Genomic DNA, 16,789 nt, shown 5'->3' with positions numbered 1-16,789 from the left:
GCCGCGCGACGTCGCCCGGCAGCGGCACGCGGCACCGCCGCGTCAGGCGGCCCTGGCGCGTCAGGCGGCCCTGGCCTCGATGAGGCAGAACAGCCCGCCGGGTCCGCCGAGCCGTGTCACCGACTCGACCGCGAGTCCCGCCCGGCCGCACACCTCCTCGAACTCGGAGCGAGTGCGCTCCCTGCCGCCCCAGTTGACGAGCATGTTGAGATCGCCGAGGTAGAGCCCCACGGACTGCGGGTCGACCGCCTCGGACAGGACGGGCTCCACGATCAGTACGCGTCCGTCCGCCGGGAGGACCTCGCGGCAGTGGCCGAGGATCGTGACGCACAGGTCGTCCGGCCAGTCGTGAAGGATGCTCTTGATCAGGTAGGCGCCGGCGCCTTCGGGCACGGACTCGAAGAAGTCCCCCGGCACCAGGGAGCAGCGGTCCGCCAGACCGTCGCGCCGCAGGGTCTCCGGGGCCTGGGCCAGGCCCTCCTCGGTGTCGTAGAGGATGCCGTTGAGGGAGGGGTGCTCCCGCAGGACGCCGGCGAGCAGCGTGCCGTCGCCGCCGCCGATGTCGGCGACCGTGCCGAGGCGGCCGAAGTCGAAGGCGCCCGGCAGCACCGCGGCGGTGCCCCGAGTCGCCTGGCTCATCGCCTCGTTGAAGCCCGCGGAGCGTTCCGGGTGGTCCTTGAGGTGGCTGAAGAAGTCCTTGCCGAAGACCTTCTCGAACGAGGTGTCGCCGGTGCGGACGCTGTCCGCCAGGTGGTCCCAGCCGGGCTGCATGATCCGCTCCATGAACGTGGAGGAGGCGACCATGGAGGCCATCGAGCCCGGGGTGCCCGGGTCGAGGAGGGCTCCGGCGGACGTCACCGAGAAGGCGCCCGGCGCGGACTCCTCAAGGAGGCGCAGGGCGGCCAGGGCGCGCAGCAGCCGGAGTGTGGCCTGCGGGTCGGTGCCGGCCTCCGCGGCCACTTCGGCGGCGGACCTCTCCTTGCCGCCGATCAGCTCGACGATCCTCAACTCGATGGCCGCGCGCACCGTGTGCGCCGCCAGGCTCCCGAACACGAGTTGCATCAGGTACCCGCGGTCGTCGATCGCCGCCGCCCGGCCTTCGTCGTGCGCCGCGGCGGCCGCGGTCGTCGATTCCTGTGTCATGAGCTGTCCTCCAAGGGGGCATGGTCCGCGGGCCGTCGGTGTGCGGGCATGCGAGAGGGGGGCGCCGGACAACCGGCGCCCCCCTCTCGGCAGTCGTCGCCTACGACGTGGCGGGCAGGATGTTGTGGTTGGAGCGGAAGAGGTTCTCCGGGTCGTACTTCGCCTTGATCTGCGCGAGCCGTGCCCCGGTGTCCCCGGGGTAGAGCGCCTCCCGGATCTCCTGCTGGTCCGCGGTCGCCACGAAGCCGGCGTAGATGCCGGAGTCGGACTGCTTCAGGGCGGCCCTGAAGCCGTCGATCCACGTCGCGTGCACGTCGGCCTCGGCCTTGTCGCCGTAGACGGCGGACAGCAGGGCCATGATCTTGCTCTGCCGGTGGGCGAAGGCCGTGGCATCGGACGGGACACGTGCCAGGGCACCGCCCAGCACCCGCAGTTGGGCCCCGGCGATCATCGCGCCCGAAGCGGTGATGTGCTCCAGGATGGTCTCGGCCGCGGCACGGTCGACCCGGTCGATGAACATGTTGCGCTCGATGGTGAGGGGGTGCTCCAAGGGGTCCCCGGGCGGGAACATCCCGGCGTACGGCATGGCCTGCACCATGTCGGCCAGCGGCGTCGCGATCGCCCGGAACCGGTCGACGACCTTCTCGCCCTCGTCGGCGGGACCGGCGTAGCACAGCACCGCGAGAATGATCGGCTTGCCGTGGTGCTCCTCGGGCACGAACGGGAACGGGGGCGCCGTCCACACGTTGACGATCGTGGAGAGCTCCTCGGGGGCGGCCTCGGCCTCGGCGATGAACGCCTCCAGGATCCCGGGGTCGACCGGGAGCACCATGATTCCGCCGTACACGCCGTCGAGTTCGTGCAGCCTGAACTTGAAGCGGGTCACCACGCCGAAGTTGCCGCCGCCGCCGCGGATGGCCCAGAAGAGGTCGGGGTGGCTGTGCTCGTCCACCGACAGCAGCTCGCCGTCCGCCGTGACGATCTCCGCGGCCAGCAGCGAGTCGATGGTCATCCCGTGCTTGCGGGACAGGAAGCCGATGCCGCCGCCCAGGGCGATGCCGCCGACCCCGACCAGGCGGCCGTCGCCGAATCCGGTCGCGAGCCCGTGCTCCCCGGCGGCGTCGGTGAACTCGCCCGCGGTGATGCCGGGTTCGGCCCACGCCGTACGGGCCTCGGCGTCGATCTCGATGGCGCGCATCCTGCTCAGGTCCAGGACGATGCCGCCCTCGCAGACGCCGTGCCAGCTGTGCCCGCCGCTGCGCACGGCCAGCTCGAGTCCGGTCTCTCGTGCCAGCGCCAGGCCCTGCGCCACCTGCGTGGCGTTCCCGGGGCGCAGGATGACGGCGGGCCTGCGGTCCACCGCGCCCGGATACACCGTGCGCGCTGTTTCGTACTCGTCGTCATCGGGTCTGATGACCTGCCCGTACTGCTCATCGGTGAGCTCCCCGGTCGAAAGGGGGGCGCGGCCGAGAGGTGCTGTCACAGAGTGACTCCTTAATATGCGTCGCAGATCCGCATGGCTGATCCAGACCGATCTCCGGGTGGAGACGGCGGGATTTCATAGGCGCTCAGACGATGCCACCCGGGCTTTTTCGTTGTCAAACATGGTTGAAACTCCCGAACAGAATCAGCCAGCGCGGGATTGGCATAGCGATGCGCGGACGCATCGGCTCGCAGGCAGATTTCAGGATGACCGGAGACTCCCGCTGAGGCTTCTCCGGTACCGGCCGTGCATGCGGACGGACCGGCGGTCGCCCGTGGGCAGCCCCGGGTCAGTACAAATGTGAACCACCTTGGGAGCCCGCCCAGTTCAGCGGATGCCAGGGTGGTACCGGACGGCGGCGCGGGCCGGGATTTCCCCTTGCGGGGCCTGATGAAAATCCCGGAAGATTACGACCGGCCGCGGTTTCCCGTGCTACGCGGGACGAGCGAGACCGGCGCCCGGGGCCCGGACATTCATGAAAGCCCACGCCGCCCATGGAAACGGAATCTGTTCCTACGGAAAATTCCCGGCGCCACCGGACGGACGGGAATTCACGCGAGGGCGACGGCGGAACCCGGGGGCCGGTTCGATACCCCCGGGCCGTCGGCCTTTTCGGCGGCGTACGACGAGACCTCAGTCGGACGATTTCACCAGGCTGAGCATGCGTGCCCCGTAGGCGAGGGTGCCGGATACGGAGTCGATCCTCATTCCGGCGGCGACCGCCAGCTCCTGCCACTCCTCGTACGTGCGCTCACGCCCGCCGAAGTAGGCCAGCATCCGCAGATCGCCGCTCGTGAAGCCCCGGTCCGGCTTGGAGGGCGACTGGTCGGCGCACTCGATGAGCAGCACGGAGCCGCCGGGCTCCAGCGCGTCCGAGCAGTTGCGCAGGATCCGTACGGCGTCCTCGTCCGGCCAGTTGTGCAGCACGAACGACACCGCGATCAGGTCGGCCGTCCCCGGCAGCGGATCGAAGAAGCTGCCGTCGACCACGTCGGCCTTGCCGGTCAGTCCCGCCTCCTCGAACCTCGCCCGCGCGCGGGCCGCGGGGCCGGGAAGCTCCAGCAGGGTGGCGCTGATCCCGGGCTCCTTCGCCAGGACGGCGGCGATCAGGTCGCCGTCGGCGCCGCCCACGTCGAGGATGCGGCGCACACCGGACCAGTCGCGCTGCTTCACGACCTCGCTGAAGATGGTCTTCTGACCGTTCGCCATCAGGTCGTAGAAGGTGGCGCCGAGGACCGCGTCGTCCGAGACGTCGTCCCAGAACTCCCTGCCGTAGCGCTGCCCGTAGACGGAGCCGCCCCCGCGGACCGCGTCGAAGAGGTGGACGAGAGAGAGGTCGGCCCGCCCGATCATGTGGTCCGGGTCCAGCCAGCCGACCTGGGTCAGCGGGTGGCCGTGTGCCAGCAACTCGCCCAGGGCGGTGGGCACATAGTGGTCCGGCGCGGACTCCTCCAGCACGTCGATGGCGACCAGGTGCCGGATCAGCCGCCGCAGCGTGTCCTGGTGCGAGTCGGTCAGCTTCGCGAGCGACTCGACGTCGTGGGCTCCGTTCTGGATGTGGTCGACCAGGTGCAGGTGCGCGGCCACCCGTACGGCCATGGGGGTCACCAGGTCGCCGAGCTGCATCAACGTGGCGAACTCCGGGGGGAATCCGGTGATCGCGGGCTGCGTCTGTTCATCCGTGGACAAGCGGTTCTCCTATCAACGTGGGCGCTGTCGGGCCCTGTTCATGGCACGTCGGGTTGTCTGCGACGGGTCTTCGTCCGCGAGGGGTCTTTGTCTGGGACGGGGCTCCATGGGGGCCGCCCCTCGTCCGCGAGGGGGCTTGCGGCTCGCTGCGGGCTCCGGCTTCCTGCTCCCGGTCAGCCGCCGTGCGGAGGGCCGAACCACCGGGTGAGCGCGGACCTGAGGCCGTCGGCGGTCTCCGCGGCGTCCGCGCCGGCGGGCGCGGTCGGCAGGGTCGGGGCTGTCGGCGCCGTAGGCGCGGTCGGCGCGGTCGGCGCGGCCCAGGCGACATGGCCGTCGGGCCGGAGCAGAACGGCCTCGGGGGCCGGCACTTCGCCGATCACCGGGTAAGTCCAGTGCTCGTCCTGGCACTCCGCCTCGACGAGGTCGACCCGGTCCGTCCAGCCGTCGAGTGCGGTACGCAGCCCGGCCCGTCCGGAGAAGTCGAGCAGCACGGGCCGCGCTTCGTGCAGCAGCTCGAAGACGCGTGCATGCCCGGAGGGCGTCTTGATGTCGAGGTCGGGCATACGGCGTCCCAGGGCCGGATGCCCGTCGCCCATCGGGTAGCGGAGGTCGAGCTGTGTGCAGGCGCCGCCCAGCCGCCGGTTGACCTCCTCGGACTCGACGAGCGAGCCGAACACCTCGCGCAGCGCGTCGGTCTGCGCGTCCGGTCGCCAGAGGGCGGTCTGCGCACGGGTGCTGACGAGCATGCGCTCGGCGGCCGGGTGCCGTTCGGCGTGATAGCTGTCCAGCAGCTCCCCGGGCGCCTGCCCGCGGACGACCGCGGCGAGCTTCCAGCCGAGGTTGAAGGCGTCCTGCAATCCCAGGTTCATCCCCTGCCCGCTGGAGGGGAAGTGGATGTGCGCGGCGTCCCCGGCCAGCAGGACCCGTCCCTCGCGGTACCTGTCGGCCTGCCGGGCGGCGTCGCTGAAGCTGCTGAGGAAGTGCGGGCTGTGCATGCCGAAATCGGTGCCGGCGATCCTGACGCATGCCTCGCGAAGCGTCTCCAGAGTCACCGGGGCGTCCCTGCTGGTGACCTTGCCGAACTCCATGGTGATCAGCCGGTGCATGCCGGGCCGGTCGGCCTCGAAGATCATGAAGGAGCCGTGCTCCCGGCGGCCCTCGGCGCCGAAGACGATCCCGGCGGGAGGGTCGGTGAGCTTCACGTCGCCGAGCAGCGCGGTCACCGTGGCCGGTGTGCCGGGGTAGCCGATGCCCGCCAGCTTGCGTACGGCGCTGCGCCCGCCGTCGCAGCCCACCAGATAGTCCGCTCGCAGCCGCTCGGTGCCCCCGTCCCCGGCGAACTCCACCTCCACGCCGGTCCCGTCCTGCCGCAGACCGGTCACCTCCGCGGGGCGGCGCAGCCGTACGCCCAGTTCGGCCGCACGCTCCTCCAGCAGCCGCTCGACCCGTGACTGGTGGACGGCGAGCGCGTACGGATGTCTCGTCGGCAGGTCACCGATGGACAGCGGTATGAACGAGAAGTGCGCGAACGGCCCCTGCCTGCCTGCCGCGAGGAAGCGGTCCACGATCCCGCGCTGGTCGAAGAGCTCCACGCTCCGGGCGTGCAGGCCGCCGGCGCGTGACTCGCCGCTCCGCTCCGCGAGCCGTTCCAGCACCACCACGTCCACGCCGGCAAGCCGCAGCTCGCAGGCGAGCATCAGCCCGGTCGGGCCGGCGCCGGCGATGATCACATCTGGCATGGGGAGACCTCTCGTATCCGCCGTAGAACTGGAAACAGGCGCTCGTCGCCGGGCAGTCGCCAGGGGGAGCGATCAACGATGGGCGCCGGAGCGGGACTTCGCCCGGGGAGCCGGAGCAGCACCGGGCCCCGTGGCCCGGCCCCGACCCCGGGCCCGGGCCCGCCCCGCCGTGTCCGGGACTGCCGCTCCCGCCGCCGCTACCGGAAGTCGGCCACGTGGTCGGCCGCCCACTGGTCGAAGGTGCGCGCGGGCCTGCCGGTGACGTCCTCGACCGTCGAGGTGACCTGCGCCCGCACACCGACGAGCCCCGCCTGGAACTTGAGGGTCATCTCCACCATGTCGGCCGGGACCCGATCGCGGATCATCCGCTCGCGTGCGACATCCGGCGGCACCTCCTCGTACCGCACGGGACGTCCGAGGGCCTCGCCGATCCGCCGTGCCTGCTCGGCCTGGGTGAGCGACTCCGGCCCCGTCAGCGTGTACTTCGCGCCCGAGTGCCCCTCCGAGAGCAGCGCGCGGGTGGCGACGTCCGCGATGTCGCGGTCGTCGACGAGCGACATCTCGGCCTCCGCGAACGGGCCGCGCACCACGCCCTCCGCTCGGATCTGCGGTGCCCACTGCCGGGTGTTGGCGGCGAACGCGCCAGGCCGGACGACGGTCCACTCCAGCCCGGAGTCCTCCACCTGGTGCTCGATCTCCCGGTGGTAGGCGACGACGGAGTTGTCGGCGCCTTCGCCGGAGTACCCGACGGCGGACGAGGAGAGCATGACGACCCGGCGTACCCCGAGTTCTCTCGCGGCCCGCAGGACCGGCCCGGCCGTACCCGGCGAGGGGAACAGGAACAGCGCGGAGACGCCCTTCAGCGCAGGCTCCACCGTCTCGGGCCGTGCGAGGTCGCCGGCCGCCACCTCGGCACCCGCCGGCAGCCGGGCGGCCGCGGGGTCGCGGGTCAGTGCGCGTACGGCCGCACCCGCGGCCAGCAGGCGGCCGACGACATTGCGGCCGACGTTCCCGGTCGCTCCGGTCACCAGAAGCACAGAATCCTCCAACTCACCGACGGTCGGCGTCATTTCGCATGTGTTCGCTCGCTGAGGCTGGCGTAGCGGCCGGAGTGGAAGATCAGCGGCCGCGCGTCGGCGCCGGTTGACCAGTCCACTGCTTCGGCGATCACCAGCTCGTGGTCCCCCTCGACCTGGACCGTCCTGATCCGGCAGTCCAGCCAGCCGAGTCCGTCCGCCGTCACGGGACGTCCGGCGGGGGTCCTGGCCCAGTCCCGGCCGGCGAACCGGTCCGTGCCGCGTGCGGAGAAGGTCCGGCAGACCTCTTCCTGCGCGTCGCTGAGGATCGAGACGGCGAAGCCGCCCGTGGCGCGGATGGACGGCCACGTGGTCGAGGTCAGCGCGGCGCAGAACGCGATCAGAGGCGGATCGAGCGAGACGGAGGTGAAGGAGTTCACCGCCATGCCGACCGGTCCGCCGCCCGACTCCGCGGTCACCAGCACGACTCCGGTGCCGAAGCAGCCCAGTACGTCGCGGAATCCGCGCCGGGTCAGCACTGTCGTGCCCTCTGCCGGCAGGCGGCGCGTACGGCGTGCCGGCGGGCGGTCCCGTACGGCACCGGCGTGACCGGCGGGCGGCCGCCCGAGGTGTGCGTGATCAGCTGCGGGCGGCTGCCGGCTCTCCCGCCCAGGACCAAAGCCTTCACGTGCGTCCTCCCCCTTCACCGGGCGTCCCCTTCACCGGGCGTCCCCTTCACCGGGCGTCTCCTTCGTAGCGCGCCCCTCTTGCCGGACGCCCCTCTGCCGGGCGCCTCCTTCACCGGGCGCCTCCTTCACGGGACGTCAGCGGAACGAGTCGGCGTTGTCGCGCGCCCACTCCGCGAACGTCCTCGCCGGCTCGCCCGTCACCTTCTCGACCGTGGGCTGTGCCCGGGTCTCCGCCTCGGTGGGGCTGCCGACGAACTCCAGGGTGGCGGCGACGATTTCGGGCGGCATGTGCGCGGCCATCTCCTCCGCGGCCCGCTCCGCGGTGATCTCCTCGTGCCGCAGCTCCCGGCCGATGGCCCGGCCGATCGCCGCCACCTGCTCGACGGGCGTTACCGGCTCCGGGCCGGTGAGCGAGTAGGCGGCGCCCGCGTGCCCCTCCCGGGTGAGCGCGGTCCGGGCGACGGACGCGATGTCGCCGGTGTGAACGGCGGGCAGGCCCACCCGGGGAAACGGCGTACGGATCACGTCGCCGGCCGCGATCTGGGCGCGCCAGGCACGGGTGTTGGAGGCGAACTGGCCCGGACGCAGGAACGTCCACTCCAGCCCGGACTCCGTTACGGCACGTTCGGCCTCCAGGTGCAGCCTGCCGATCAGGGACTCCGGGCGGGTCTCCACGGCCATGGTGGACAGCAGCACGATCCGCCGCACTCCGGCGCGTGCCGCCTCCCGTAGCACCGCGGTCTGGTTCGAGGACATCATCAGGAAGGCGGACTCCGCCCCGGAGAAGGCCTCGGCCAGCGACTCCGGGGCGCCGAAGTCGCCCTCGGCCACGTCCACTCCGGCCGGGAAGCGGGCCCGCGACGGGTCCCGGGTGAGCGCCCGTACCGCGGTCCCTTCCGCGTGAAGCTGCCGCAGCAGCTCGCCGCCGACGTTGCCCGTGGCTCCCGATATCAGAATCATGACGTCACCTTTCGGAATGTGTTGGCGTGGTCGGCCACCCACCGGGCGAAGCTCAGCCCGGGCCTGCCCAGGAACGGGTCGACCGGTGAGATCTCGTGCGGGCGGCCGACCAGCTTCTCGAACATCCGCAGCCGCGCCTCCACGGCGTGCGGGGGGACACCGGCGCGCAGCCACTCCTGCCGCGCCTCGTCGTGCGTGAGCTCTTCGAACCGCACGGGCTCGCCGGTCACTTCGCCGATGATCCGTGCCCGGTCGGCGTAGCTGAGCGACTCCGGCCCGCTGAACAGCGGTGCCTCGCCGACGAGTTCATCGGTCAGCAGCGCGCGGGCGGCCACGGCCGCGATGTCGCGCTCGTGTACGGGGGCGGTCCGCGCGTCCCCGAAGGGCGAACGGGCCACGCCCTCGTTCCTGATGTGCTCCGCCCACTCCAGGGCGGTCGCCGCGAACCCGCCGGCGGGACGCAGGAACGTCCACTCCACACCGGCCTCCCGGATCTGGCGCTCCAGATCGCGGTGCTTCACGCCGATCATGTTCTTCGGGTCGTCGTCGAGGACCGAGTACGAGGACAGGGCGACGATGCGGCGGACCCCGGCCGCCTTCATCCGGGCGATCGGCTCGGCCGTGCCTCCCGGGAACGCGGCGGTGACGAAGAAGACCGAGGTGACGCCGTCCAGCGGCAGTTCGGCGGTGGCGGCCGCCTCGACCTCGTCGGGCAGGCCGGCGGTGGCGGGTTCGCGGCTGAGCGCCCGCACCTTGCGGCCGGCGCGCAGCAGCTCGTTCACGAGGGGCCTGCCGACGTGCCCGGTGGCTCCCGTTACCAAGATCATTCGCTGCTCTCCTTCAGGTCGCCCCGGCCGGTCGGCCGGGCGGGACGGGCACGTCGCTCGGGCCGAACGGGCCGAACGGGCCCGTCACATCGGTCAGTTGGCCGGTCGGCCGGTCCCGTCCCGGCGGTCCCGTCCCGTAGGTCCCGGCGGTCCCGGCGGTCCCGTCGGTCCGGTCAGGTCGGCCCCACGAGGCCCTGAAGACCGAGGGTGTAGGCGAGGCCCGCGGGCTCGAACTGCATGACGGCGTGGCTGGCGACCGAGCGCACGTCCCGCCAGTACCGCTGCATCGGGTGTGCGTCGTCCTGCGCCCTGGTCCCGCCGATCCTCAGCAGCCGGTCGGTCGCGGCGACCAGCATCTCCAGCGCCAGCGCGCAGTCCCTGCGGTTGCGGTTCGCCAGCTCGGGCGGCACGGCGTCGCCGTCCGCGACGGCGGCGGCCCGCTCCAGCAGCAGCTGCGCCGCATCGATCTCTCCGGCGGCCCTGGCGAAGTCCACCTGGTACGGCTGGCCGGCGGCGGCCCGGGGACCGGTCGGGGCGACCGCCACGAGCTGCTGCGCGATTCCGAGAGCACCGCGCGCGGCGCCCAGTACGGGAGCGACGAACATCAGCCCGCTCACCGCCGGGTTCGACAGCTGGGTGTGTCCCGGATGCCCCACCATCGCTCCGCGCATCGCGTCCTCGCGCAGACAGACACGGTGCGCGGGCACGAACACGTCGTCCAGTACGAGCGTGTGGCTGCCGGTGCCGCGCATCCCGAGGGAGGTCCAGGTGTCCTCGTACGTGTAGTCCCGCCGCGGCACCGCGAAGAGCCTCATCGGCTGACCGCCGGAGTCCGGGCCGGGCGCGGGACCGGTCAGCAGCGCCCAGTCGAAGTGGTCGACGCCGCTGACGTACGTCCACGAACCGGAGAGCCGGAACCCGCCCTCCACCTCGTCCGCCTTGCCCAGCGGTTTGAAGACGATCGCCGCCAGCGTGTCGGGACCCTCCGCCCAGACGTCGGCCTGGCCCTGCTCGGGCAGGCAGGCCACGTACCGGGCGGCGTAGGCGGCGACGCTGGCGAGCCAGGCCGTCGAGGGGCACTCCTCACCGAGCCTCGCCACCGCGGCGGTCAGCTCCTTGTGGCTGCGCTCGGCGCCGCCCCAGCGGGACGGCACCCGCCAGCGGGCGAAGCCGGCGTCCACGACCGCCCGTATCACGTCCGGGCTCACCCTGCGCTCGGTGTCGGCCTGCGCGGCCTGCGCCCCGGCCAGCTTGGCGACCTCGTCCGTCGCGGCCTGTGTCTCCGTTGCGAGTGACATGCCGGTTGTTCCCCTTTCAGGCGCCGTCCAGGACGGGCGGGATGTTGTGGTTGACGCGGAACAGGTTGTGCGGGTCGTACTCGGCCTTCAGCGCGGTCAGCCGCCGGTGGTCCGGCTCCGAGTAGGCCCGCCGGACCCGCTCGGGACCGGAGTCGTGCTCGTAGAGGAACCCCGGCAGCAGGCCGCCGGTGTCCCAGGGCCGCAGCCGTTCCAGTACGCGGTCGGCGGCCCTGCGCACGGCGTCCGCCTGCTCGGCGGGGGCCGGCATCCGCATCCACATGTGGAACGCGGCGTCCCTGATGCCCACCGAGTGCGGACGTGCGGGCGGCCGGCTCAGCGCACCGCCCAGGTGGCGCAACTCGATGCCGGGGAACGGCCCTTCGGGCACCGCCGGATCGATGAACGAGACCAGCGTCTCCACTGCCGCGTCGTCCGGCTCGTACAGCAGCGCGCTGCGGAAGTGCACCCTGACCGGGTGCTTCGGGTCCTGGTGCAGCTCGGTGATCCGCGAGTACGGCATCGAGGCGCAGGTGTCCTTCTCGGGCCCGAGCGCGCGCAGCGGCTCCACCAGCCGGGCGCCCTGTGCCTCGTCGCCGACGTGGACGATGTGCACCTGCACGATCGACCGGCCGCGCAGTTCGCGGGGCAGCTGCGGCACGTCCGGGAGCCGCAGCAGAGTCACCGAGGACGACATCCCGTCCGGCTGCTCCTTGACCCAGGCCAGATAGGAGCGCACGACGTGCGCCGCGTGCGCGGGGTCCTCGGCGGGGTAGCGCAGCTCGCCGCCGTAGACGCTCCGCAGCGGCACCAGGTCGATCTCGGCCGAGGTCACCACGCCGAAGTTGCTCGTGCCGCCCCGCACCGCCCAGAACAGGTCGGGGTCCTGGTCCGGGGAGACCGTACGGATCCGGCCGTCGGCCGTGACCAGTTCCAGGGAGCGGACGTGGTCCGCGGCGAATCCGTACGTACGGCAGGCCATCGGCAGTCCGCCGCCGGTCAGATAGCCCATCACCCCGACCTGCTCGGAGGAGCCGCACAGCGGCGCCAGTCCGTGTTCGGCGGCGGCGTCCACCACCTCGCCCCAGCGAAGTCCCGCCCCGATGCGGGCGGTTCGGGCCCGCGGGTCGACCGACAGCTCGCGCATCTCCCGGGTCGACACGAACACCGCGCCGTCGGCGGGCACCGACTTGCCGTGGCCGGTCGACTCCACCGCGACCGGCAGGTCCGCCGTGGCGGCGAACCGCACGGCTGCGGCCACGTCGCCGGCGTCGGCCGCCACCACGACAGCGGCGGGACGGTGCTCGACGGTGAGCAGCCAGCCCGAGCAGGCCTCCTCGAATCCGTCGTCCCCGCGGTGGAGGGTGCGCCCGCGGATCGGCGCACCGAGGCTCACGACGTCGTGCCAGACGGCCGGTTCGTCACCGATCCGTTCACCGGCGGACTCGGCGGTCGTGGTGTGCACCAGCGTGCCGTCGGGGGTGTGGATGCGGGCGCTGCCGACTCCCGTGTGCGCGGCCCCGTCCAGGTGGGCCTCGACGTGGGCCTGTATCTGCCCCGCCTGGCCGCTCGCCGGGGTGAGGGTCTCGGTGAGTTCGTAGGTGAACCGCCCCGCCTGCCCGGCTGCCCAGGTCCCGGTGCCCACGGTGACGGGCGTACGCAGCGCGATCGTCCCGTCCGGGGCGAAGGAGATGGTGTAGGGGTCGCTCTGGCCGTCGTGGCGCACGACACCGGCCCAGACCCCCACGGGGGTCTGGGCCGGGCCGGCGCCGGAGTTGGTCTCCGGCATCGTCAATTATCCGCCTTCTCAAGGGACTTCGCCCCGTCGTCCGCTTCCGCGGACGGCGGGGGGCCCGGCATCCGGGCGTTGCGGAGCATGGTCGTGGCCACCACGGCCAGCAGTAAGGCGAGCACGGCACCGCCGACCGCCGTCGTCTGGAGGCCGTGTACGAACGCGTCACGCGCCACCGTCAGCAGCCGGGAGCCGTCGGCGGCCGGCAGCCTGCCGGCGACGTCGACCGCCTCGGCGAGGGTGTTCTTGGCCTGTTCGCCGACGGAGGCCGGCAGGCCCTCGGGGAGTCTGTCGGAGAGGTTCCCCCGGTAGACCGCGAAGGCGGCGCTGCCGATCACCGCGACGCCCAGCGCGCTGCCCAGCTCGGTGCCGGTCGAGGCCATCGCGGACGCGGCGCCGGCCCGCTCGGGCGGTGCCGCTCCCACGATCAGTCCGGTGCCGAGCGCGACCATCGGCCCGAGCCCGAGGCCGATGACGGCGGTCCCCGCCACGGCGAGCACCAGGTCGGAGGGGCCGTCGACCCGGGTGACCAGCGCCATGCCGAGCGCGGAGACCACGAGGCCCGTGGCTAGCAGGCTGCTCAGCCTCATGCGTCCGGCGAGCGCCGGCCCCCCGAAGGCGCCGATGGTGATTCCGACCGTGATGGGCAGCGACCACAGCCCGGCCTGGATCGGGGTCAGGCCCCGTACGAGCTGGAGGTACTGCATGACCAGGAACTGCGATCCGGCCTGGAGCAGGGTGGCGAGCACCAGCATGCCGAGTGCGGTGCCGAACAGGCCGTTTCGGAACAACCCGAGGTCCACCAGGGGCTGTTCGAGGCGGCGCTGGCGGCGGAGGAAGAGCGCGGCGAGCACCACGCCGGCCACGATGGCGACGCCCGACTCGGGGCTCAGGCCGTCCGCCGCGATCCGCTTGAGGCTGAAGATCAGGGCGAGGACGCCGGCGACGGACATGACGGCGCTGAGCAGATCGGGCCATGCGACCGACTCGTCCCGGTACTCCGGCAGCAGCCGCGGGCCCAGCACGATCAGCAGCAGCATGACCGGGACGCCGAGCAGGAAGACCGAACCCCACCAGAAGAGCTCCAGGAAGGTGCCGCCGACCAGCGGCCCGATCACCGTTCCGAGGCCGAAGAAGCCCGTCCACGCGCCGATCGCGGTGCCCTGCTGCCTCGGGTCCTGGAACATGATGCGGATCAGGGACAGCGTCGAGGGCATCAGCGTGGAGCCGGCGATGCCCAGCAGCGCCCGTGCGGCGATCAGCATCGCCGGGCTGACCGCGAACGCCGAGAGCACCGAGGCCACTCCGAACGCGGCCCCGCCGATGAGCAGCAGCCGCCGGCGGCCGATCCTGTCCCCGATCGCGCCCATGGGGATGAGGAAGCCGGCGATGAGGAAGCTGTAGATGTCCACGATCCACAGCAACTGCGTGTTGCCGGGCCGCAGATCGGCGGTGAGGGTGGGCAGTGCCAGGTGCAGCACCGTCAGGTCCATGGCGATGAGCATGGTGGGAAGTGCGAGGACCGCCAGCCCCAGCCATTCCCTTCGCGTCGCCCGCGGTGCTGCCGCCGTACCGGTGTCGGTACCCAAAGAAATCTCCTTGCGTCGTCTGTGGACGACGAAACCGTAGAACTTCAAGTTCAGTTGAGGTCAAGAACCGGCCGTTCTCGCCCGGCGCGTGGCGCCGCCGCGTACGCGTCCCGGATCAGCGCACGTCGTTCCAGTGGGCCAGCAGCCCCGAGGCGAGCGCCGCACGCACTCCCGGTGCCTTCGCGTCCTTCTCCGACATCAGCGGCGGTTCGCCGAACCCCCACGGAAGCGCCAGTTCGGGGTCGAGCGGGTCGATGTCGATCTGCGTGCCGGGCACGTGCCGCGTGGAGACCACGTAGCAGATGCAGGCGTCGTCGGTGAGCGAGAGGAATCCGTGCCCCACCCCTTCCGGCACGTACACGCACCGCCCCGACTCGGCGTCCAGCAGGGTCACTTGGTGCGCGCCGAAGGCGGGTGAGCCCACCCGCAGGTCCACAACGATGTCGCGGAGCGTCCCGCGCACGCACGTCACGTACTTCGCCTGCCCCGGCGGTACGGACACCCCGTGTACGCCGCGGAGGGTGTTCCGCCGGGACACCGAGTAGTTGATCTGCTCCGGCCGGAACGGGCGCCCCGTGGCCTCCTCGACCTGGTCGCAGCGGAACGCCTCGAAGAAGGCGCCCCGCTCGTCGCGGATCTGCTTCGGCGTGAACACGAACGCGCCCGGCACCCGGGTCTCCTGTACGTCCATGTCCGGTTCAGCCGCCGGTACTTGAGCGGGCGTGGGCGCGGGCACCGGCACCGGCACCGCGATCGGCACCGGCACCGCGACCCGCACCGTACTGCGCGGCCATCCGCTCCAGGACCGGAACGATCTCGCCGGGCCCGGGGGCGGCGGTCATGTCGGCGTACACGGCCGCGGCCCCCCGCTGGAACGACGGCTCGGTCAGCATCCTGGAGAGTCCGCCGCCCACCTGCGCCGCGGTCAGCCCGTCGCTGTGGAGGGCCATGCCCGCGCCCCTGGCCTCCAGATACCGGGTGCTGTTGAGCGCGCTGCCCAGCTCCTCCATCACGATCATCTGGGGCACCCGGTGCGCGGCCGCCGCGAAGAACGTGCCGAAGCCGCCGTGGTGGATGACGGCCGAGCAGGTCGGCATCAGCTGGGTGAGCGGAAGGTAGTCGACGATCCGCACGTTGCCGGGGACCTTCGGGTCCTCGCCCAGCTGACCGGCGTCGACCGTGGCGACCACCTCGACGTCCATGCCGGCCACGGCCTCGAAGGCGGCCATGACCCGGGCGTCCGGGCCGTCGTGGACCGTACGTCCTGTGACGCCCAGCGACAGGCACACCCGGGGCCGCGACGGCGGCCGCGACAGCCACTCCGGCACGGGGGCCGCCCCGGTGTAGGGCACCCAGCGCATCGGGATCCGGCGCAGCCCCTCGCGCCGGGGCAGCAGCGGGGGCAGCGGGTCGATGGTGAAGTCGCCGAACAGCAGCTCCTCGGAGAAGCCGTGGCCGAACCGGCCGAAGACCGGCGCCAGAAGCTCGGCCAGCGGATCCGTCTCCGGACTCGCGGCGGACGCCGGATCGCCGGCTCGTTCGACGAGGCGCCCGCGGAGCCAGCCGATGTAGTCGGGTCCCCACATCATCCGGGCGGAGGCGGCGCCGCACTCGCGGGCCGCGACCGCCCCGACGGGGCACGCGGGATCCCAGATCACCAGGTCCGGTCGCCAGTCGCGGGCGGCCCCGACGAGGTTGTCGGCGAGTTCCTGCCGTCCCTCCTCGTCCGGGTGGTACCGCGTCTTGGCGGCCACCATGTAGTAGCCGATGGCCCGCCAGAGCTGGTCGGAGTCGGAGCCGGCCTCGAACCCGAGGGCGTCGCCGAAGCGCTCCAGCTGCTCGTCGGTGACGGGCGGGGGCGGCGAGCTGCGCTCACCGAGCCCTACCGCCGTGAGGCCCGCCGCGGTGATCTGCCCGACCAGGCCGGAGTTGGAGGCCACCCGCACCTCGTGCCCTGCGCTCTGGAGCGCCCACGCCAGCGGGATGCTGGGATACAGATGAGCGGTCAGCGGTGCGACCGCGATGAGAGTCCGCATGTGAATCGCCTTCAGCTGTCGTGGATGGCGGCGCGCACCGGCGGTGTGCCGCGGGTCCAGATCACCTCGAACGCGAGCCGCGCGAAGCGCCAGCCGGCTTCGGTCCGCACCGCCTCGCCCTCGAAGCGGTCCCCCGTCTGGAAGGGCTCGGGCGCCGCCGCGGAGGTCTCCCGCGAAGCCGGCCGTCCTGACGGGCCGTCCGGTGCGGCCTCTCGCGGGTGCAGGTGGGTGGCGAGCAGGTTTCCCCTCACCCGCGCCCGGTCCCCGTCGACCTCCACGATGTGGCCCGCGGCCATGTGGTGGGTCCGCCGCCACTTGCCCATCATCGCGGCGGTGAACTCGGCCATGCCGGCCGCTCCTTCGTGACCGCCCATCGCGAACTCGAACCTGCCGCCCTCGGTGAAGAACGACCGCGCCCAGGCGTCGTCGAACTCCGCCTCGTCCAGACCGGCCAGATAGCGGTCGACGAGGTCCCGGACGTCCATCCGGTCGGCGAGCCGTCGCGGTGACGCCGCGTCGTGTGACATGTGC

General features: G+C 72.3%; 14 protein-coding genes. All 14 read right to left on the bottom strand.

Annotated features, from left to right (window positions below; genetic code table 11):
• Positions 1–60: 60 nt before the first annotated feature.
• The 14 genes from HCC61_RS17000 to HCC61_RS16935 all read right to left on the bottom strand — a co-directional run bounded on the left by HCC61_RS17000 (position 61) and on the right by HCC61_RS16935 (position 16,785).
• A complete protein-coding gene (locus tag HCC61_RS17000; RefSeq protein ID WP_169136427.1) occupies positions 61–1,062 on the bottom strand; it encodes a methyltransferase in 1,002 nt (333 codons plus the stop codon).
• 181 nt (positions 1,063–1,243) lie between these two features.
• Positions 1,244–2,626, bottom strand: coding sequence for an FAD-binding oxidoreductase (locus HCC61_RS16995; protein WP_169136292.1), 1,383 nt, complete (start codon positions 2,624–2,626; stop codon positions 1,244–1,246).
• Positions 2,627–3,259: 633 nt separating this feature from the next.
• Positions 3,260–4,315: a methyltransferase gene (locus HCC61_RS16990; protein WP_169136291.1), complete on the bottom strand. Its 1,056-nt coding sequence runs from the start codon at positions 4,313–4,315 to the stop codon at positions 3,260–3,262.
• Positions 4,316–4,488: 173 nt separating this feature from the next.
• Positions 4,489–6,054 (bottom strand): FAD-dependent monooxygenase, encoded by a 1,566-nt coding sequence (locus HCC61_RS16985; protein ID WP_169136290.1) that lies wholly within the window; start codon positions 6,052–6,054, stop codon positions 4,489–4,491.
• 197 nt (positions 6,055–6,251) lie between these two features.
• Positions 6,252–7,082: an SDR family oxidoreductase gene (locus HCC61_RS16980; RefSeq protein ID WP_346777242.1), complete on the bottom strand. Its 831-nt coding sequence runs from the start codon at positions 7,080–7,082 to the stop codon at positions 6,252–6,254.
• Between the two features lie 38 nt (positions 7,083–7,120).
• Entirely contained in the window at positions 7,121–7,609 is a 489-nt protein-coding gene (locus HCC61_RS16975; protein WP_169136288.1) for a flavin reductase family protein, read from the bottom strand.
• A 285-nt stretch (positions 7,610–7,894) separates the two neighbouring features.
• Positions 7,895–8,719: an NAD(P)H-binding protein gene (locus HCC61_RS16970; RefSeq protein ID WP_169136287.1), complete on the bottom strand. Its 825-nt coding sequence runs from the start codon at positions 8,717–8,719 to the stop codon at positions 7,895–7,897.
• Positions 8,716–9,546 (bottom strand): NAD(P)H-binding protein, encoded by an 831-nt coding sequence (locus HCC61_RS16965; protein ID WP_169136286.1) that lies wholly within the window; start codon positions 9,544–9,546, stop codon positions 8,716–8,718. Before HCC61_RS16965 ends, HCC61_RS16970 begins: the two co-directional genes overlap by 4 nt.
• 173 nt (positions 9,547–9,719) lie before the next feature.
• On the bottom strand, positions 9,720–10,844 hold the full coding sequence (locus HCC61_RS16960; protein WP_169136285.1) for an acyl-CoA dehydrogenase family protein: 1,125 nt from the start codon (positions 10,842–10,844) through the stop codon (positions 9,720–9,722).
• A gap of 16 nt (positions 10,845–10,860) precedes the next feature.
• Positions 10,861–12,630 carry an FAD-binding oxidoreductase gene (locus HCC61_RS16955; protein WP_169136426.1) on the bottom strand — a complete coding sequence of 590 codons (1,770 nt, stop codon included), beginning with the start codon at positions 12,628–12,630 and terminating at the stop codon, positions 10,861–10,863.
• 2 nt (positions 12,631–12,632) lie between these two features.
• Positions 12,633–14,222: an MFS transporter gene (locus HCC61_RS16950; RefSeq protein WP_240969045.1), complete on the bottom strand. Its 1,590-nt coding sequence runs from the start codon at positions 14,220–14,222 to the stop codon at positions 12,633–12,635.
• Between the two features lie 115 nt (positions 14,223–14,337).
• Positions 14,338–14,913: a dTDP-4-dehydrorhamnose 3,5-epimerase family protein gene (locus HCC61_RS16945; RefSeq protein WP_169136284.1), complete on the bottom strand. Its 576-nt coding sequence runs from the start codon at positions 14,911–14,913 to the stop codon at positions 14,338–14,340.
• A gap of 7 nt (positions 14,914–14,920) precedes the next feature.
• On the bottom strand, positions 14,921–16,258 hold the full coding sequence (locus tag HCC61_RS16940) for a nucleotide disphospho-sugar-binding domain-containing protein (protein ID WP_169136283.1): 1,338 nt from the start codon (positions 16,256–16,258) through the stop codon (positions 14,921–14,923).
• A gap of 11 nt (positions 16,259–16,269) precedes the next feature.
• Complete coding sequence (locus HCC61_RS16935) at positions 16,270–16,785, bottom strand: nuclear transport factor 2 family protein (protein WP_169136282.1); 516 nt, start codon at positions 16,783–16,785, stop codon at positions 16,270–16,272.
• Positions 16,786–16,789 lie beyond the last annotated feature (4 nt).

The sequence above is a fragment of the Streptomyces sp. HNM0575 genome (assembly GCF_012726265.1).
Taxonomy (GTDB): domain Bacteria; phylum Actinomycetota; class Actinomycetes; order Streptomycetales; family Streptomycetaceae; genus Streptomyces.
Note: the sequence above shows the minus strand (reverse complement) of the source record. Positions and strands in the feature narration are given on the sequence as shown.